Source organism: Dactylosporangium sp. NPDC050688 (assembly GCF_040654515.1).
GTDB lineage: Bacteria > Actinomycetota > Actinomycetes > Mycobacteriales > Micromonosporaceae > Dactylosporangium.
In genome coordinates this window covers 1-18,167 of record NZ_JBFAIC010000118.1, presented here as the reverse complement: position 1 = coordinate 18,167, position 18,167 = coordinate 1, and the positions used below count along the sequence as shown (strand labels likewise).

Here is an 18,167-nt window from a genome sequence, read left to right as displayed (position 1 = left end):
GCGCCCGGGGGCCCACCCGGCGCTCCGCCGCGCCCGGCCCCGGGTGGCGCGGGTTGCGGGGTGGGGTCGGATCCGACCCCACCCGGCACGATCCTGAGGGTGCCAGCCACATCCGGGCGGTGGCCGGTCAGACGCAGAGCTTGCGCAGGGCGTCCCAGTTGGTGCCGGCCGGGCAGGCGGGCGGGCTGCTCGCCACGAAGACGGGCGCGTGGCCCGCGGACGGGGCGGCGAGGCCGCCGACGGCGCCGAGCACCGCCGGGACCACGGCGCCGGCGAGCAGGCCGAGCAGCAGTTTGCGCGCACGGGTTCGCATGATGGGTGTCCTTCCACGAGGTTGGTCGGAGCGTCTGTCTGACGGGAGCTCCACCGTCCGAGATGCGCGAATCGGTGGGCGGGCGCGTCCGCTCGCAAGTGACTCCCTGGCCGCGATCGACGGCCGTCGACACAGGGTCCAGAAGTGCTTGCCGGCAACCTTTGTGTCACTTGTACATTAATCCCGGGCAGGGGTTTATGTCAAGAGGACATTTATGATGGACGGGCTGGTGGACTGCCGCCCGGCCACCCGCGTGCGGCTACTCGACCCGGTGATCGACTGACCCGTCGCCGATGGCTTCCGCACGGACGGTCGCCCCCCGACCTTTCCTGGTGCCGCGTGCCGGTTCGGCGCCGCGGCAGGCCCTTTTCGCGGAGGTAGCCGGGAAACGGATGTGACAGGCTGACCCGACGCCCGAGCCGGCCGTCGCTGACCGCGGCGCCGGCCCAGGACGTGGCGGTGCCAGGATTCGCCGACGATCGGGAGGCGGTGCCGTGACACAGCACATCACGGTGGTCAACGGCTCGGCCTACGGCGTCGTGGGCGCCGACATCCACGTGCACGGCGACGGCACACCCGTCTATGTGCTCGCGGCCTGGGCGCCGCCGCCCGAGACCGACGACGGCTGGCTGCGGGAGCTGCCCAGCCGGATGCTCAACGCCCGGTTCGGGGTGGTCCCGTTCACCGGCCGCGTCGACGAGCTCGAGGACCTGCGCCTGTGGCGCGGGCGCCCTGGCCGGCTCTCCGCGCGGTGGCTGTACGCCCCCGGCGGCCAGGGCAAGACCCGGATCGCCGGGCAGTTCGCGGCGCTGAGCCGGGCGGAGGGCTGGAAGGTCGTCGAGGCGGTGCACGGGTCCGGCGCGGTCCACCCGTCCCCGGGCGGGCACGACATGGCCACCGATGACGCGGCGGGACTGCTGCTGATCGTCGACTACGCGGACCGCTGGCCGCTGTCGCACCTGCGGGCGCTGCTCGGCAACGCGCTGCTGCACCGGCCCGGCGTGCTGACCCGGGTGCTGTTCCTGGCCCGCACCGACGACGGGTGGCCTACGGTCCGCGCGCTGCTGGCGAACCTGCAGGCGTCGACGTCGCGCCAGCCGCTCCCGCCCGTCGATCCGGCCGCACGGGCCGAGATGTTCCGCGCGGCCCGCGACGGCTTCGCCCGCCGGTACGGGCTCACGGACCCCTCGGCTGCCGCCATCGGGACCGTCGACGGCCGGCAGCTCGCCGCCGCGGACCGGGGACTGGTCCTGGCGTTGCACATGGCCGCCCTGGTCGCCGTCGACGTACACGTCACAGGAAGGCGGCCGCCGCAGGACATGGCCGGCCTCACCGTCTACCTGCTCGACCGGGAGCATCTGGCGCGGTCGGAATCCGGGGACGCCGCGCTGGCGGGCACGGCCGGTCAGGTCGTCTTCGTCGCCGCGCTCACCGGCGCGGTGCCCCGCACGGACGGCCGGGCGCTGCTCGATCGGCTCGGCCTGCCGGTGCCGTCGGACCGCCTGCTGGACGAGCACGCCGCCACCTACCCCGCCCCCGGGGATCAGGTGCTGGAGCCGATGTATCCGGACCGGCTCGCCGAGGACCTTCTCGCGTTGAGCCTGCCCGGGCATCCCTTCGACTATCCGGCCCGGCCGTGGGCGGCGTCGATCCTGCCGCTCCTGCTCGACGACACCCGCACCCCGACACCTGGTGCCGTCGTCTCCCGAGCGGTCACGTTCCTCGCCGCAGCCGCCCAGCGCTGGCCGCACGTCGGCGGCGGGCACCTCTTCCCGCTGCTGCGTGACCGCCCTGACCTGCTGCTGCGGGCCGGCAACGCGGCCATCGCCGCGTTGACCGCCGTCGAGGACCTCGACCTGGCGGTGCTGGAGGCGGTCGAGCCGCTGCTGCCCGCGGGACCGCACGCGGATCTCGACGCGGGCGTTGCCGCCGTCGTGACCCGGCTGACCGGGCATCACCTCGCGACGACCGACGACCCGGCCCGCCAGGGGCGCCTGCACGGCTATCACGGGTGGCGGCTGAGCATCGCGGGACATCACGAGGCCGCGCTGGTCGCGACCATCGAGGCGGCGACCAGGTACCGGCGACTGAGCACCAGGGATCCGGACACGTATCTTCCCGTGCTCGCCGCGGCACTGAACAACATCGGCACGACGCTGGCGGAGCTGGGCCGGCGTGCGGAGGCCCGCGGGCCGGCGGAGGAGGCCGTGGCGATCCGGCGCAGGCTCGCGGGGCGGCGCGACGACATGCTGCCGACGCTGGCGCTCGCGCTGAACAATCTCGGGACCCTGTTGTGGGAGCTCGGCCATCCCGAGGACGCCGTCGCGCCGGCACAGGAGAGCATCGAGATCCGCCGGCGGCTGCTCGACGAGGACCCGGAGCGGCGTTCCGGGCTCGCGTCCTCACTCATGAACCTCGGGCTCCTGTTCGCCCGGCTCGGCCGGCTCGACGAGGCGCTGGCGGTCACCCAGGAGGCCGAGGCCCTCTACCGCCGGCTGGTCGACGACGACGCCGTGGCACATCTGCAGGACCACGCGCGGTCGTTGAGCAACCTCGGCAGCCGGCTTGCCGAGCTCGACCGGTTCGACGAAGCGCTCGGCGTCCTGATCGAGTCGGTGGCCCTGCGTCGCCGGCTCACCGCCGCCGATGACTCGCACCTGCCCGCCCTCGCCGCGGTCCTCGGCAACGTCGGCAACGTCCTGGCCAGCTCCGGCCGGCCGGCGGAGGCCCTCGACGTGACCGTCGAGTCGGCGCAGCTGTACCGGCGGCTGGCGGCCGGTAACCCCCGGGCCCACCTGCCGGCCCTCGCGATGGTGCTGGGCAACCTCGGCACCCGCCACACCGAACAGGGTGACATCCCGGCGGCGCTGGAGGCGGCGGACGAGTCCCTCGCCATCCGGCGGCAGCTGTTCGCCGCGGACCCGGATGCCCACCTGCTGGACCTGGCCGGCGGGCTGACCACGTTCGCGTCGGTGCGGGCGGCCGGTCGCGTCCAGCTCACCGAGGCGATGGGCGCGGTGGCCGAGGCGATCGAGCTGTACCAGCGGCAGCGGTCCCCTGATGAGCGCCGGTTGCAGGCGGCGCAGCGGGTCCGAGATGTCGTTGCCGAGGCGCTGCACCGGGCCACTACGATGCAACGGTGACGACCGTGGTGGTGCTCACCGCGCTGAATGTGGAATACCGGGCAGTCCGCAGACACCTGACCGACGTGCGCCGCCAGGACCATGAGCACGGCACGGTGTTCGAGGTGGGCCGGCTCGCCGGCAGCGATGCCACGGTCGCGTTGGCGGTCGTCGGCGAGGGCAACGTCGCCGCGGCGGTGCTGACGGAGCGCGCGATCGGGATGCTGCGGCCGGCCGCGGTGTTGTTCGTCGGCGTTGCCGGCGGTCTCAAGGACGACGTCGGCCTGGGCGACGTCGTCGTGGCGACCAAGATCTATTCCTTCCACGGCGGGAAGGAGACCGACGCGGGGTTCCGCCCGCGGCCGCGCGCGTGGGAGATCGCGCACCGGGTCGACCAGCTCGCCCGCTACGTGGACAACGCGGTCACCTGGTGGCCGGGGCCCGGGCCGGTCCCGCCGGTGCACTTCAAGCCCATCGCGGCCGGGGAGGTGGTGCTGAACTCCCGCACGACCCCGCTGGCGGAGCAGCTACGGACCACCTACGGCGATGCGGTGGCGATCGAGATGGAGAGCGCGGGCGTCGCCCACGCGGGGCATCTCACCGCGATGCCGGTCGCCACCGTGCGGGGGATCAGCGACCTCGCCGACGGCGGCAAGGAACACGCCGACGGCCGGGGCTGGCAGCAGAAGGCAGCCGAGAACGCGGCCGGGTTCGCGATGGCCCTTGCGGCCCAGCTCGCCGGACAGGGCGCCGCCTCGCCGGCCGGCGACCGCCCGGCCGGGCCGGGGACGGTGCAGTACACCACTGTGGACGGTGGCAGCGTCGCCTACGTGGTCGCGCACGGCTCGATCGTCAACCACCCGCCGCTGTCCGGTGATCGGCCGCGGCCGGGCCGCCCGGCGGGCCTGCGCTGGGAACGGCTGACGAAGCCGGTGGACGTGCAGTGGCGCGAGGACCTGATCCGGTCCGCCGGCATGGGGCGCAGTGCGATCGAGCTGCACCTGGTGCCGGATGGCGGCGCCGGCCGGCTCGAGGTCCGCCGGCTGGCCGCAGCCGCCGACGAGCTCAGGGTGCTCGGCCGGTCCAGGGGCCACTTCGGCCAGGCCGAACGGGTCGACGTGGGCGCAACGGCCCAGCTGGCGTGGGCCGAGGTCACCGAATACCGGTCGGGTCCGGCGGGACTCGCCGTGACGCGTGACGGGCAGCTGTCCGCCTGGTGCCCGTTGCCCGCCGACATGATGGGAGCGGTCCTGGACAAGGCCGACCTGGTCCCGCGGCTCACCCGCATGATCGACCTGCTGGTCGCCGTCGACGGACGGGCCACGGGCCGGGTCGTGCCGGCGGTGGGGACGAGCGGCGCCGGCCTGATGGCCGAGGGCAGCGTGTCCTCGATGCCCCGCAGCAGCGCGTCGCCGCGCCTGGGAGATCTGCGGCCGCCGGCCGACGACGCGCTGCCGTTCGACGACCTGGTCGACCACGCCGCCGACGTTGCCGAGGAACTCACCGAGCGGCTGCTGGCGGCGTTCCGGAACGCATGAGCACGGTAAACGGGCAGGGCCGCGATGCGGCCCTGCCCGTCCCCCTCTCCCTGCCGGCGGCAGCCGCCGCCAGCCAGGTCCCCCACATTGAGTCTCGCGGTGGCGCCTACCGCTGGCCTACCGCCGCTGCACGGCGGCGCGGGGACTCGTCCATGGCGCCGTGACGGATCACGTGGACGACGAAAGCGGCGGCGTTCGCGGCGGCCAGCCGCTGTGCGTCATCGGTCTTGCCGTGACCCCAGTCGCAGATGCCCTTGACGATGATCCAGTCGGTCTTCTCCGGCGCCGCGGCCGCGTAGACGCCGGCGCCCTCCATCTCACCGCCCTGTGCCTCCGGGTCGATCCGGAGGAGCTCGTCGACGAGCTGTCTGGAGTTCACCAGCGTGCTCGAGGAGAGCATCGTCCCGTAGTGCACCTTCGTGTCGTCGAAGTCGAACGCCAGCATCGTGAAGCTGCTGGTCAGCCGGGTTGACGCGGAGACGAGGTCGCCGCGGACCAGGGTCATCGGCGGCCGGTCGTCGCCGTGGTCGACGACCTTGCGGTGGTCGATGGCCCGCATCTGGGCGCTCACGATCACGTCGCCGAGCTCCTGGGTGCGGGGGCGCAGCCCGAAGCACAGCCCGGTCAGGATGATGTAGTCGGGTGTGACCGTCTGGATCAGCGCCGCCGCGGTGATGGCGGCCGAACTGGGCCCCACCGCGCCCGGGGTGGTCTGGACGAGCAGGATGTCGGCGTTGGAGATCCGGCCGAGCCGGAACACCGTCTGGCTCTGGACGAACTGCACCTCGGGTTCGACGCCGGTGACCTTGCCGACCGCGGCCAGGACGGCGGTCCGTTCGGTCGTCGTGGCCACCATCAGCAGGACGGTGGTGGCCTGGTGCAGGACATCGTCGGTCGCGCGGATTCGTGTCAATTCGGTCCTCCTCGCTCTGTGGAAGCGGATGATGACGGCGGCGGTCAGGACGCAGACGCCGACCGGCGTGAGCAGGCTCGTGAACCAGCCGATGCCCCATGCCTGGGAGGACCCTGGTGACAGCCCCGGTGGATCGGTGAAGGAGAGGCGCTGGGCGAGCCAGCGCAGTGCCGACGGGTAGGACGTCGGGCGGCCGGCGCACCCGGTGCCCTCGCACGCGGCCCGCTCCCAGCTCGGCACGAAGGCCGCCATGACGAGCACCAGGGCGGTCGCGCCGGCGAAGAACCAGAAGGCGAAGCGCTGCGGCCTGTGGGTGCCCCCCGCCGTCGCCCGCAGCGCCGCGGGGTCCGCCATTTCGCCGCCGGACCAGCGGGCGACCCGCGCCCGCATCGGGACGGTCGTGACCCCGGCCCGCCGGCAGGCCAGGGTCTCGGGGGCGGTCGAGCCCAGCAGTGCCGCGCCGCGGTTGTCGCCCCTGCGCTGCAGGTCCAGCCGGATCAGCCGGGACAGGTGCCGGTCGACCGCGCGCAGCAACTCGTCGGCGTGGTCCTGATCCGTCTCGTGACACAGGACCATCGACCACCGCTCGCGCGGGAGGCAGGCGGCCGGGGCCACGCCGGCCGGGCGGTGCGGACGGGGCGGGGCACAGTGGAGATGCCGGCGGCGGGACACGACCAGCTGGGCGGTCAACACGGCCAGGTACAGGACCGTGGTGACGATCAGCAGCTGTCCGGCGGCGGCGTCGACCCAGGCGACGAGCGGCAGCGCGGCCAGCAACGCGACGCCGGGCGGCGCCGCCGTCGCCAGGACCTCCCAGCGCCGGTCGAGCGCGCGCAGGAGCCCGAGCCGGGCGCCGGGCGGATGCCGCACGACCGCGTCCGCCGGCGGCAGCAGCAGCGCGAACGATCCGGGGCCGCGCCAGATCAACCGGCCGTCGCGAGCGGCGACGTACAACATCAAGGGGAGCGGGGCGCGCGCCCGGAAGATTCCAGACGCCCCTTTCGGGCGGATCAGGTCGATGGCTTCGTGACCGAACTCCGCGGCACGCACCGATCGCGCCGCGACGCGACACGCCCGCCACGACGGCTGCGCGCATCCGGCCACCATCCCGGGCGCCGGTGTCGGATCTGGACGAGACTGCACTGGAGCTCCCTAGGTCGAGGGGCAGGCCCAGGCGACCACCCGGTGCCGGTGCGTGTCCGGAAAACATCGGGGACGGATCGGCGTTTCGCCGGTCATCTGCCTGCTGCTCAGTCTCGATCGGGTGGCCTACCGGCGCCCTGCCTTTGATCTACCACCGACGATGGTGGTGCGACGCTCAGGAGCTGCCCAGACTGGCCAGTGCCGCGACTGCCCGGTCGTGAAGGTGGGCGGCGTGGCCGGTGGAGAAGCAGTCGGCGGCCGCCCGCAGGTGCTCGGCCCGGTCGGTACGCCGCGGCGCAACGTCCGCCAGTGACAGGTGGATGCGGCCCTCGAGCACCGCGTCGCCGGCACCGCGGCGCGCCAGGTGCAGCGCTCGTTGCAGCAGGTCCAGCGCGCCGACCGGGTCGCCGTCGAGCCGGGCCACGTCCGCCCGGCCGAGCTGTGCCCTCGCCCGGCCGATCAGGTCGCCGCTGCCCGCCGCCTCCTCCTCCACATACCGGAAGTGCTCGTCCGCCCGGCCCCGGCGGCCGCGGGCCAGTTCCGCGCAGCCGAGCCAGTACGCGCTCTGCGCCCTCAGCCGGGCCTCGCCGATCTGCCCGGCCCGATCCGCCGCGTCCGTCAGGTACCGCAGTGCGGTGTCGGGATCGCCGAGATCGAGATGGCACTGGCCGATGTACCGCTCCACCTGCCACCGCCCGACCTCGTCGCCGGCCGCTTCGTAGCCGGTCCTCGCCTCGGTGAACGCTTCGAGTGCCGCCGCGAAGTCGCCGGCGCGGCGCAGGTTGTTGCCCAGGGTCCGCAGCGCGAACGCGAGACCGTGCGGGTCCGCGAGCTCGCGGAACAGTGTGACCGACCGGCGCAGGGCCGTGATGTCGGAGACCCCGTCGCGGCGGGTGTCCAGCACGGCCGGCTGCCCCAGCACCGACAGCATCGCGGCCTCGCCCCGCCGGTCGCCGGCCGTCGCGGCGGCTCTCAGCGCCACCTGATGGGTGGGCACCCAGTCGGCCAGGCACCCGTGGATGTTGCAGAACTCGTGTGCGGTGATGCTGAGGTCCCACGCGATGCCGGTCATGCCCAGCGTGGCGGCGTGCCGGACCGCCCGGTCCAGGTTGGCGCGTTCGGTCTCGAACCAGCTGGCCGGAGCGGCCTGCGCCGCTTGCAGAAGGCCGGCGGGCACGTGCGGCAGGGACATCTCCGGGTGCACGATCTCGAAGTTGCCGCCGTAGATGCCCCGGTGTGCGCTGCGGGCCAGGACCGTGAGTGTGCCGTAGACCCGTTCCATGACGGCGCGCCGGGCCGGCTCGTCGAACCGCTGCTCGGCCTTGTTGCGCGCGGCCAGCCGGGTCAGTTCGTGAAACCGGTAGCGGCCGGCCCCCACGGTCGTCAGCAACCCGATCCGAGCCAGTTCGTCGAGGGCGGTGCCGGCGTCGGCGCCGAGGACCGCATCCGCCGTCCAGCCGTCGAACTCGGCCAGCTCCAGCAGGCCGAGACCGGCGAAGACCTGCCGGGCGCGCTCGGTGAGCCGCTTGCTCCCCGCGTCGATGCAGGCGGCCACGCTCTGGTCCTGCCAGGTCAGCGCGTCGATGCGCTGCGCGGAGATCAGCTCGGCGACCTCGGCGGTGGTGACTCCGGGGTGGCCGGACCGGATCATCGCGGCGATGACGACCGCCAGCGGCAGGCCACCGCACAGCTCGGCGATCAGCGCCACCGCGTCGCTCTCCGCGGGTGCCTGCGGCTCGCAGCGCCGCACGATCCGGTCGAACAGGCGCTGGGCGTCGTCCAGCGGCAGCGGGCCGAGTTCGGGCAGGTGCTCCGCACCGGCGACACCGGGCAGCCGGCACCTGGCCGTGATCAGCACGGCGCTGTTCGGGCTGCCGGGGATGAGGTCCCGCACCTGAGCCTCGTCTGCGGCGTCGTCGAGGAACAGCAGGACCCGCTGGTCGCCGAGCGTGGTGCGGTACAGGGCAAGACGCTCGTCGTAGGCATGGGGCACCTTCGGTACGTTGAACGCGCGCAGGACCCTGGCCATCGCCTCGGCAGCCGGCAGCGGCTGCGGTCCGGTGCCGCCGAGTTCGAGGTGCAGATGCCCGTCCGGGAACCGGCTGCGAAGCAGGTGGGCGACCCGCCGGGCGAGTGCGGTCTTGCCCGTGCCCGCGGATCCGGTGATCACGACGATCGGCGGGGTCTGCGGCGCCTGTGGGGTCAGCAGCCACTTGGCGTGATCCACCAGGTCCTGCCGGCCGACGAACTCGGCCGGGTTCGGCGGCAGCTGCCGCGGTGGTGCGGCCGCGGCGTCGTGCCGGCGCGCCCCGTGGGCGCGGTCGACCGCTTCCCGGTCGTCGCGCGCGATCGCCCATTTCAGCTCGGTCAGCGGGCCGTCGGGGTCCTTGCCGTAGAGCCCCGCCAGCGCATCGCTGTGCGTCTCGTAGTGCCGCAGGGCCTCCGGTGTGCCGTGGCCGGTGCGGTACAGCGTCAGCATGAGCCACAGGCACACCCGTCCGTCCGCCGGGTCGGCCGTGAACGTTGCCCGGAGATGGCTCAGCAGCTCGTCCGGCTCGCCGTGCTCGAGTTCGGCGAGGCGGATGACGGCCTCCCTGCGGTGCCGCTCCGGCTCGGCGCCGAGCGCCGCGATCAAGGGTTCGACGGTGCCGCCGAAGCGCGGACCCTGCCACTGCCGTAGCGCGTCGTAGAGGTGCGCCCGCTCGACGTCGTGCTCCCGTGACCTGCGTGCCTCGGCGGCGTCCAGCAGCGACCGGAGGAAGACGAGCAGGTCGACGGCCGTCTCATCGATCTGCAGGCGGTAGCCCTGCTTCGTGACGGTGACGATCTTCCCGCATCCGGCCTTGCCGAGCTTCATGCGCAGATAGCCGATGTGCTTCTGCACCTGCGTGGTCTTCGAGGGCCTGCCCTGCCAGAACCGCTCCAGGTCGGCGTTCGGGACGACACTGCCGGCACGCAGGACAAGGAGCGCCAGGATGTACAGTTCGCCGTTGCGGACCGCCAGGGGCGGGCCGCTCGCGGGCTCGATCGACGCATGACCCAGCAGGCGGATTCGTATGCTCATCGGCGCGTCTCCGTTTGGATGTCGTGTCCGAACATGACCCCCGCAGACGCAAATTACGCCGCGTGACCGGACGTAGCCACTGTTGGTAAGCGTCCCGACAGGCCGCCGGTAGGCTGCCGGAAGGTTTGCATTACGGGGTGGCCAGGAGTGATCGGCCCGTTCCGGGCGGTCATCGCTACGGCCCTCCGGCGCCGATGCCGCTGCGCGTATCACGCTGGGTGAGGGCGGGAGGGGCCGCCGTGGCCGAGTCCCAGGCGACCGAGAACAGCCGCAGGCAGTATTCGTACATCGCGCTCGGGTTGCCGTACACGAGACACGGCGACGACCTGCCGTGCTCGTGCGCGGCGTAGGGCGTCAGGTAGGCGACCCGATCGGTGATGACCACCCGGGCGGTGTGCGGCAGGTCGAACAGCCGGAGTTCGACCTGGTCGGCGCGGGCCGCGTGGGCAGCCACGTACCGGATGTTGCCGATCACCTGGATGCGCAGCAGGTCCTCGGCGAAGCCCGGGTCGTGCCGGGTGACCTCGCTCGCGCGGCGCCCCAGCCAGGTCGCGTCGGGCTGGGGCAGCAGGACCTGGACCGACTCGATCCTGCTGCCGGCGTTCTGCCACACCGACTGGAACGTCTCCCGGGTGATCTCGTTGCCGCGGCCGGTCATGACCTTGACCCACCGGGCCCGACCCAGGTCCGCCCGCAGCGTCTCGCCGGCCAGGCGCTGCTGCCGGTGGGCATCGTGCAGGCCCGAGCCGGACAGGTTGGACAGCCTGCGCATCAGCCACCGGCGCCCGGCCCTCGTGCTCGACCAGCTCAGCAGCACCGCGATCAACGAGGCGGTCATCGAGGTGGCGATGCCCATCACGAACTCGTGCATGGCGATCCCTCCAGCCCGCGTGGGTCCGGTGGTCCGCGCGGCAATTAATGTCTAGTAGACGTTAATATTCGGGAGGATGTCAATCTCATTGATGTGCCAGGTCGAACACCGCGTCGCGCGGGCGCCGCGGGTCGGCGGCGCGCTGAGCCGTGGCGTGGGCAGATCGAACAACGCCCGCACGAGGACCACTCCAGGCCGCTGGCGGGCCTGACGCAGGGCACCGCCGGTCGGGTCGCACACCGGCAGCGGCTGCCGGCCGGTGACGAGTTTCGACCGCACCTGCCGGTCACCGATGTCGGCGAACAGGCACCACCCGCGAGGAGCAGCCGCACCACGACCCGAGCCGGCGACGGCCGGACCCGCCGCCAACGGCCCGGCGCCGGCTACCGTGACCGTTCCCGGACGAACCGACGCGGCCCTGCACTACGAGGCCCCTTCCTCGCTCCCGTTGGGGCGCAGCATCGGCGGATACAGCCGCTTGGCCGGCCCGGCCCGGTAGAGCATCGCCGGCCGGCCCGGCTCACGGCTCGGGCGGGTCCCGACCGGCTCGAGGAAGCCGTCGGCCTTGGTGACCTTCCGGTTGAAGTTGCGAGGGTCCAGCGCCTGCCCCCAGATCAACTCGTAGATCCTGCGCAGCTCGCCGATGGTGAATGTGTCGCCGCAGAAGGCGGTTGCGACGGTGGTGTCCTCGAGCTCGCGGCCGGCTTCGTCGATCGCGAGCCGCAGGATGTCGTCGTGGTCGAAGGCGAGCGAGGTGCCGTCCTTGTCCAGGGCGTCCACCGGCCACCACTTGGCCGTCGTCGCATCCGAGCCGGCGATCGGCGGCGGGAGGTTGGGTGCGATCGCGAGATAGGGCACGGTGACGATCCGTCCCCGCGGGTCGCGGTCGGGCCTGCCGAACACCCGCAGCTGACGCAGCGGCAGTGCGTCACCATTCAGGCCGGTCTCTTCGGCAAGCTCACGGACCGCCGCGTCGCGAATGTCCTCGTCGGGCCGCAGGAAGCCGCCCGGAAGGGCCGGCCGCCCCCGGAACGGCGCGTTGCCGCGCTCGACCAGCAGCACCTGCAGCGCGCCGTCGCGCACCGTCAGGATCACCAGGTCGACGGTGAGCCGGAGTTGAACGTGGGTCCGATCGCTGGTGCCAGTCTTGGAAGCCACCGCGCCAGCATATCTAATGTCGCCTTGACATGAATGGCGGATCGAGGTGCGTGGCGCGCCGGACCCGCCGGGCGGCGGCCGCGCGGATCGCTGAGCAATGGCCGCCGTCTGCGACTCCTCGCCGCGGCGACGCATCGGCCCGGGGATTTTGACAACGCCCCGGTCTGTCACGGCCTAGCCTGATCTGTGGAGCCTGGCCGGAAATGGCAGGCCGGGCAATTCCGTCACATCTTTTTTCGTACTCCCGTTGTCGCTTTCGGTGATATCCGCAGGTGCCTACCTGCGTCCTTTCTTTCGTTATTCGCCCGATGTCGATCTCGTCGCCGGCCAGGGTGAACGCACGCTTGCGCCGGTGGCGGGTTGATGCCAAGGTCCTACGGATTGCTGGCGTCGCAACGTGATCCGGGAATCGGTGCGATGTTCCACAATGGAGGAGGGGACGTGACGGATGCCCGACCAGAACGGCGAATCGACCGGATCTGGACGCCGGTCGAGGTATGCCGGCTGGTTTGGGGGGCGTCGTCGGCAACGCGCCGGGGGCCCGTCAGTCGGGGAGCCCGGCGAGACCGCGACCGGCGATCCCGGACCGGAAATAGCGCAGGGTCCAGAAGACAAAGCGCAAGGTCCAGCAGACATCGAGCGGGATCCAATGGTGGACACCCGCCCGATCCCGGTGTTCGACGAGCATTCTCACGACATCCAACCACGACGCCTCGGCCCTGTCGGGCGGCACCGAGTCAGGACGGACGGAGCATCAAGTATGAGTAAGCAGGACGACCTGTTACGCGTCATTGCGGGGATTCGACGCGCGATCCCGGAATTGCACGGCGTGATGATCGCGTCGACGGACGGCCTATCCCTCGCCCACGATTTCCCGGAGGCCGAGGCGGAGAACATGGCGGCGATGGCCGCGGTTGCGCTCGGCCTCGGCCAGCGCATCACCGATCGCGCGCATCTCGGCGGCCTCATGGAGACCGTCGCCCGCGGCGACTACGGCTACCTGGTCGTCTACGGTGCCGGGGAATCCGCCGTCCTCGTCATGTCCGGCCCCATCAACTCCAATCTGGGCCTCATGCGTATCGAAGCACGCGCCGCCTCCGCCCAGATCAGCCAAGTCCTCAAGTAGACGTTGGAGCTTGTCACATGGAGAACATGTACGTCGTCGCCCGCGCGGCCGTTGACCAGATGCCGCCGGAATTCCGGTTCCGGCCGCAGGACAGTGCGCTGATCCACAAGTACTGCGCGAGCATTCTGCCGCTCGAGCCGGAATTCGTCAGTGGCTTCTACGAAACGGTCTACGCCCATCCACCGACGGCCGCCATCTTCCACGACGGGGAGCGGCCCGACCGTGAGGCGACGCTGGCGAACTGGTGGCGACGGACGCTGGAAGGCCCCCTGGACGACGACTACTTCGCCTGGATGGCGATGGTCGGCCTGGTCCACGTGGTCCGGGGGGTGAGCAACCCCATGATGCTGGCGATGACGGACTACTTCGCGCGGTTCGTGATCGACCGCCTGCCCAAGATCGCGGCCGAGGCCGCGGCCGCGTCACCGGACGCGGCCGCCACGAACGCCGAGGTCTTCGAGCTCAGCTGGGCCTTCAGCCGGCTGCGCGCGACGGTCGGGGCGGTCATCGCGCACGGATACGACGAGGCGGTGGTGTCGGCGATGTACAACGTCGCGGGCATGCAGAAGTCGTTGCTCAAGCGGCTGTGCGACCAGGAGGCGGCGTCGGCCCTGCGGGAGGCGCGCAAGGAGATGCGCGGCTGACGCCGCGCCGGCAGGTCAGGTTGTCGAGCGTTGCATGGCCGGCTTCGGGGCGGGGACGAGCGGGACAAGCTGCTCGGCCGTCAGCCGGCTCTGCTGCAGCAGCAGGCCGAGGTTGACGCCCGCGTCGGCGGTCACCGCCATGACGTGGCGGTCCGCGACGGCCAGCACGCACACGACGGCCTCGGTGCTCCGGATGACGCAGTCGATGAAGACCCCTCCGCCCACCGTCGAGCCCACCTGGCTGCCGAGGGCCAGGATCGTGGCCGTCATCGCGGCCTCGTGCGGCTCGCTCTGCGCGCGGTCGCCGTCGACCAGGGGCAGCCCGTCGCTGGTCGAGAGCATGACCCGCCGCACCAGGGGCACCTCGGCCCGCAGGCGCGCCAGCACCTGGGCGATCTGTCCGGTGGCTGGCGGGCGGTCCGGGCGCGGGGCAGACGTCATTTCCATCCTCCGGTAGCAGTTACCGCCACGCCGTCGCCGGCGGCCGGTGGCTCGCGCCCGGCGATCTCGAGGAACAGCGTCAGCAGTACCTCGAGGGCGGACGAGCGGTCACGGGGATCGCAGACGACGATCGGGACCTCCGGTTCGATGCCCAGGGTCTCGGCGATCTGGTGCAGATCCTGTTCCGGGCCGGTGCGGTTGACCGCGACCACGCGGGGAAGCCGGGCCCCCATCGCGAGGGTGGCATCGATCACGACCGTCTCCCTCCACGTCTCGGGCTTGCTGGCGTCGACCAGCAGGACGTACCCGAGGGCGCCCTGGACGAGGATGCGCCACATGAACTCGAACCGGGCCTGACCCGGCATCCCGAAGAGGAGCAGCTCCGTGCGGCCGGCACCGGACCCCTCGTCGATGGCGAGCCGCCCGAAGTCCATCGCCGCCGTCGTGGTCGCCTTCGTCCCGGAGCCGTCGCTGGGGACGGTCTCCGTCGAGACGACCCCGCCGTCGGCCACGCTGCGGATGAACGTGGTCTTGCCCGCGGCGTAGGCACCGGCTACGACGATCTTGACCGAGGTCGCGGGAGTTGCGCTCATGTCCGGCGCCGCCTTCACAGCTTCTTGAGACGATCGATGATGCGGCGCAGCACGTCGGTACCGACGGCCGGCTGGCCCGCCATCGGGGCGGCGACCGCGGCCGCGGTCGCCTGGCGCCGTATCTCGGCCAGCTCACCGCCCGACGGTGCCTCGACCGCCTCCGTGGCTGCCTGGCGCCGTACCTCCGCCAGCTCACCACGCAACGCCCCCTCGACCGCCGCGGCGCCGCGGTAGACCGGAGTCTCGTCCTGACCGGCGAGCGTGGCCCCCGGTACCCGGATCGGCCACAGCGGCGGCGCGGGAGCGCTCAAGGCATCAGCCGCGGGCCGGCGGGTGAGCGCCGGGCAGTTCTCGGTTCCGGCCACCACGACGCTCCGGCTGCGCAGGACCTGTGCGGCGAGGTGCCATGCGTTGCCGGCCGCCACGGCCGGCAGCCCACCCAGCAGCAGCAGCCTGACGGCCCGCCATTCGTGGTGACCCAGGATGATCCGCTCGCCGGGATCGGGCCCCGGACCGAGGACCATCTGCGCGTGCAGGTCGATCCACGCGTGCGGGACGGCGACATCTCGGGCGACCGCGGCCTCGCAGACGGCGACGGCCTCGGCCACCGGCGATCGCATCGGTCCCCGGGACCGTTCGATGAGCTGCGCCGTCGCCGGGACCGGCGCGGGATCCGTCGCCGCGGCGGACGCCACCAGCAGCGCCTGGAGGTCGTGGGCCAGTCCCCGCACGCAGAGCGCGCTTCCGCAGTCGAGCCCGACCAGGTGCCCGTCGGCGACGAGGAGCCGCAACGGCAGTGCCGCGTCGGGAACAAGCATGGTGGGCCGGGCCGATTCGCCGCACTTGTGAATGAGTTGCCCGAGAGCGGACCGGATACGGCTGTCGATCACGGGACGTCCGTCCGGGTGCGGTCGAATTGCCACTGCGGTTGGATGTCCGGCACGTCTTGTCCTCCGCTGTGAACCCGTCGCGACCGGTTCCCAGTCTTCGTGGCGACGTCGGATATTGACATCAAGCCGCCCACCAGCGCAAGGGCAGGTCGGCTCTGGTCACCGGGCCATATCGAACCCGGCGAGCGCGGCAAACCAAAAGGAGCAGACCGCACCAGCGAACATGACGCATAGCAGCGATGGAAATACAATTAGGAATGTGACATCCGGTCATCGACCGGCCAGGTCATTTCTTGGCCCGGCTGCCCGGCGTGTACCGTCTTGACTCCGGCTGCCGGTATTTTCGTCGAGAGGGCCGTTGATGTTCGGTGATTTCGGCTCCCTCGCGGGCCCGGCCGCCTTACTTCTCGGGCTCGGAGTGGTCATCGGGATCCTCGTCGGGCGGTTCACCCGACCGCACGGCCGTGCCGGCACCCGCGGCGAGGCCGACGAGGCCCGCGGCGGCGCCGAGGACGTGCAGACGGTGCTCGACGAGCGCGAGGAGCAGCTGCGTGCGTCGCGGGCCGAGATTGCGCTGCGGGGGTCGCGGGCCGAGATCCTGCAGCTGCGGGCCGCCCTCGCCAGCCTCGCCGACAGCAAGGACGTCGAGATCGGTCGGCTGGAGACGGCGGCGATCGAGGCGCTGGAGTCGACGATCGCGGCCCACAATGAGCACATCAAACTCCTCGAGGAAGAGTTGCGCACCGCGAAGTCCGCCGTGCAACACCAGGAACTGCAACTCGCCGAGGAGCGCAACCGCACCACGCGCCTGCAGGCGATCCTGGCCGAGCGCGACGCGCTGATAGCCAGACAACTGTCCAGGACGACCGGGCACGAAGCGGGTACGCAGCAGCCCCTGCGCTGACGTCCGCGGCAACGTTGGCAACGTTCCCGGCGTCGCCGGCGGGGCGGGACCCGGCGAACGACGGTCAGGCGGCGGAGGTGCGGACCAGCGTTCTGATCTGGCGGAGCAGCACCGAGATGGCGGCCAGGTCGCCCGGGGAATCGCCGAACTCGCCGATGGCGTTGCGGGTGCGGGCGATCAAGGTGGCGTTGCTCTGCTCCCACTCGTGGACGCGGGTCTCGGCGTCGTCGTCGGGGGTCGTGGCGTTGAGGACCTCCGCCGTCAGTGCGGCCAGAGCGGCGTACAGGTCGTCACGCAGCGCCATGCGGGCGAGCGTCTGCCAGCGGTCCTCGCGGGGCAGGTCGGAGATCTTCGTCAGCAGGTCGCGGACCCGGAACCGCTCCGACAGCACGTAGTAGACCGTGGCCACCTCGTTGACGTCCTGGCTGGTCTGCGAGGCGACCTCGACGATGTCGAGCAGACCGAAGCTGTACATGATCCGGGTGGTCATGCCGGCGATCTCCGGCGGCAGGCCCAGCCCGTGCAGTGTGGCCGCGTCGGTGTGCAGCGCCCTGCGCTCCTGGCCGTGGAACAGCGCCTCCAGCTGCGGCAGCAGACGCGAGATGCCGGGGCGCAGGCGGGCGATCTCGCCGGGGACGTCGATCGGCAGGCGCCGGTTGGAGACCAGCCAGCGGACCCCCCGGTCGAGCAGCCGGCAGGTCTTCAGGTTGACCACCGTCTGCGCCTCCGCCGGGACCTGGTTGTCGAGGGACTCGACGGCACGGCGGAGCTCGCCCAGCCCGTACACGTCCCAGATCACCACGAATGCCCGGAGGATGTCGGCGGCGCCTGCGCCGGTCTCCTCAGCCGCGCGGTGGAAGAACGATGGGCCGCCGCGGTTGACGGCCTCGTTGACCACGGCTGTGGTGACGATCTCGCGGCGCAGCGGGTGCTCGGCCATCGCCTCGGCGAACCGCTCGCGCAGCGGGGTCGGGAAGTAGTCGACGAGTACCGCGTTGGTCCACTCCTCGTCGGGGAGGCCGGAGTCGAGGATCTCGTGCTCGAGGCCGATCTTCACGTAGGACAGCAGGACGGCGAACTCCGGTGAGGTCAGGCCGACGCCGAGCGCGGCGCGGGAGTCGAGCTCCTCGTCGGTCGGCAGCTCTTCCAAGGTGCGGTCGAGCTGGCCGCGGCGCTCCAGTTCGGCGATGAGCCGCTTGTAGACCGGCAGCAGCGGCCGGGACTGCGCGAGGGCGTCGCCCAGCGCGGTGGCCTGGTCGTAGTTGTCGCGCAGGACCAGCTCGCCGACCTCGTCGGTCATCTCGGCGAGCAGCGCGTTGCGGTCCTTCGGGTCGAGCGCGCCGTCAACGACCGCGCGGTCGAGCAGGATCTTGATGTTGACCTCGTGGTCGGAGCAGTCGACGCCGGCGGAGTTGTCGATGAAGTCGGTGGCGATGCGGCCGCCGCC

At 72.0% G+C, this 18,167-nt stretch carries 14 protein-coding genes; 5 read left to right on the top strand and 9 right to left on the bottom strand.

Going from position 1 to position 18,167, the window contains the following annotated elements; genetic code table 11:
• Positions 1–127: 127 nt before the first annotated feature.
• On the bottom strand, positions 128–313 hold the full coding sequence (locus AB0H83_RS49805; RefSeq protein ID WP_360110364.1) for a hypothetical protein: 186 nt from the start codon (positions 311–313) through the stop codon (positions 128–130).
• A 494-nt stretch (positions 314–807) separates the two neighbouring features.
• On the opposite strand from AB0H83_RS49805, the gene AB0H83_RS49800 reads away from it, so the two are divergent.
• Together AB0H83_RS49800 and AB0H83_RS49795 are read left to right on the top strand one after the other, a co-directional pair.
• Complete coding sequence (locus AB0H83_RS49800) at positions 808–3,456, top strand: tetratricopeptide repeat protein (protein ID WP_360110361.1); 2,649 nt, start codon at positions 808–810, stop codon at positions 3,454–3,456.
• Positions 3,453–4,973, top strand: coding sequence for a 5'-methylthioadenosine/S-adenosylhomocysteine nucleosidase (locus AB0H83_RS49795; protein ID WP_360110358.1), 1,521 nt, complete (start codon positions 3,453–3,455; stop codon positions 4,971–4,973). Before AB0H83_RS49800 ends, AB0H83_RS49795 begins: the two co-directional genes overlap by 4 nt.
• A gap of 106 nt (positions 4,974–5,079) precedes the next feature.
• Here the strand turns inward: AB0H83_RS49795 and AB0H83_RS49790 are convergent, their stop codons facing one another.
• From AB0H83_RS49790 to AB0H83_RS49775, 4 genes are all read right to left on the bottom strand, one after another.
• Complete coding sequence (locus AB0H83_RS49790; protein WP_360110355.1) at positions 5,080–6,843, bottom strand: hypothetical protein; 1,764 nt, start codon at positions 6,841–6,843, stop codon at positions 5,080–5,082.
• Positions 6,844–7,204: 361 nt separating this feature from the next.
• The gene (locus AB0H83_RS49785; protein WP_360110352.1) at positions 7,205–10,093 is read right to left on the bottom strand and encodes a BTAD domain-containing putative transcriptional regulator; all 2,889 of its coding nucleotides are present in this window, start codon (positions 10,091–10,093) and stop codon (positions 7,205–7,207) included.
• A gap of 175 nt (positions 10,094–10,268) precedes the next feature.
• A complete protein-coding gene (locus AB0H83_RS49780) occupies positions 10,269–10,964 on the bottom strand; it encodes a hypothetical protein (protein WP_360110349.1) in 696 nt (231 codons plus the stop codon).
• A gap of 423 nt (positions 10,965–11,387) precedes the next feature.
• Positions 11,388–12,122, bottom strand: coding sequence for an NUDIX domain-containing protein (locus tag AB0H83_RS49775; RefSeq protein WP_360110366.1), 735 nt, complete (start codon positions 12,120–12,122; stop codon positions 11,388–11,390).
• 760 nt (positions 12,123–12,882) lie between these two features.
• Between AB0H83_RS49775 and AB0H83_RS49770 the strand changes: the two genes are divergently transcribed.
• Complete coding sequence (locus AB0H83_RS49770) at positions 12,883–13,248, top strand: roadblock/LC7 domain-containing protein (RefSeq protein ID WP_360110346.1); 366 nt, start codon at positions 12,883–12,885, stop codon at positions 13,246–13,248.
• Between the two features lie 26 nt (positions 13,249–13,274).
• Entirely contained in the window at positions 13,275–13,892 is a 618-nt protein-coding gene (locus AB0H83_RS49765) for a protoglobin domain-containing protein (RefSeq protein WP_360110343.1), read from the top strand.
• Positions 13,893–13,907: 15 nt separating this feature from the next.
• On the opposite strand, the gene AB0H83_RS49760 is transcribed toward AB0H83_RS49765, so the two are convergent.
• Genes AB0H83_RS49760 through AB0H83_RS49750 form a run of 3 tightly spaced genes read right to left on the bottom strand, consistent with a single transcriptional unit; the run spans position 13,908 to position 15,816 of the window.
• The gene (locus tag AB0H83_RS49760) at positions 13,908–14,333 is read right to left on the bottom strand and encodes a roadblock/LC7 domain-containing protein (RefSeq protein ID WP_360110340.1); all 426 of its coding nucleotides are present in this window, start codon (positions 14,331–14,333) and stop codon (positions 13,908–13,910) included.
• The gene (locus AB0H83_RS49755; RefSeq protein WP_360110337.1) at positions 14,330–14,926 is read right to left on the bottom strand and encodes an ATP/GTP-binding protein; all 597 of its coding nucleotides are present in this window, start codon (positions 14,924–14,926) and stop codon (positions 14,330–14,332) included. The genes AB0H83_RS49760 and AB0H83_RS49755 overlap by 4 nt, the downstream gene beginning before the upstream one ends.
• 14 nt (positions 14,927–14,940) lie before the next feature.
• A complete protein-coding gene (locus AB0H83_RS49750; RefSeq protein WP_360110334.1) occupies positions 14,941–15,816 on the bottom strand; it encodes a hypothetical protein in 876 nt (291 codons plus the stop codon).
• Between the two features lie 361 nt (positions 15,817–16,177).
• Between AB0H83_RS49750 and AB0H83_RS49745 the strand changes: the two genes are divergently transcribed.
• Positions 16,178–16,720, top strand: coding sequence for a hypothetical protein (locus tag AB0H83_RS49745; RefSeq protein ID WP_360110331.1), 543 nt, complete (start codon positions 16,178–16,180; stop codon positions 16,718–16,720).
• Positions 16,721–16,784: 64 nt separating this feature from the next.
• On the opposite strand, the gene AB0H83_RS49740 is transcribed toward AB0H83_RS49745, so the two are convergent.
• Positions 16,785–18,167, bottom strand: a 1,383-nt coding sequence (locus AB0H83_RS49740; RefSeq protein WP_360110328.1) for an NAD-glutamate dehydrogenase domain-containing protein, incomplete at its 5' end; no start/stop codon positions are given.

What these genes read in the sequence shown, in the direction of transcription:
- AB0H83_RS49805 (WP_360110364.1), bottom strand. Translation starts at nt 313, where the DNA reads ATGCGAACCCGTGCGCGCAAACTGCTGCTCGGCCTGCTCGCCGGCGCC.
- AB0H83_RS49790 (WP_360110355.1), bottom strand. Translation starts at nt 6,843, where the DNA reads ATGTTGTACGTCGCCGCTCGCGACGGCCGGTTGATCTGGCGCGGCCCC.
- AB0H83_RS49785 (WP_360110352.1), bottom strand. Translation starts at nt 10,093, where the DNA reads ATGAGCATACGAATCCGCCTGCTGGGTCATGCGTCGATCGAGCCCGCG.
- AB0H83_RS49780 (WP_360110349.1), bottom strand. Translation starts at nt 10,964, where the DNA reads ATGCACGAGTTCGTGATGGGCATCGCCACCTCGATGACCGCCTCGTTG.
- AB0H83_RS49770 (WP_360110346.1), top strand. Translation starts at nt 12,883, where the DNA reads ATGAGTAAGCAGGACGACCTGTTACGCGTCATTGCGGGGATTCGACGC.
- AB0H83_RS49765 (WP_360110343.1), top strand. Translation starts at nt 13,275, where the DNA reads ATGTACGTCGTCGCCCGCGCGGCCGTTGACCAGATGCCGCCGGAATTC.
- AB0H83_RS49760 (WP_360110340.1), bottom strand. Translation starts at nt 14,333, where the DNA reads ATGACGTCTGCCCCGCGCCCGGACCGCCCGCCAGCCACCGGACAGATC.
- AB0H83_RS49755 (WP_360110337.1), bottom strand. Translation starts at nt 14,926, where the DNA reads ATGAGCGCAACTCCCGCGACCTCGGTCAAGATCGTCGTAGCCGGTGCC.
- AB0H83_RS49745 (WP_360110331.1), top strand. Translation starts at nt 16,178, where the DNA reads ATGTTCGGTGATTTCGGCTCCCTCGCGGGCCCGGCCGCCTTACTTCTC.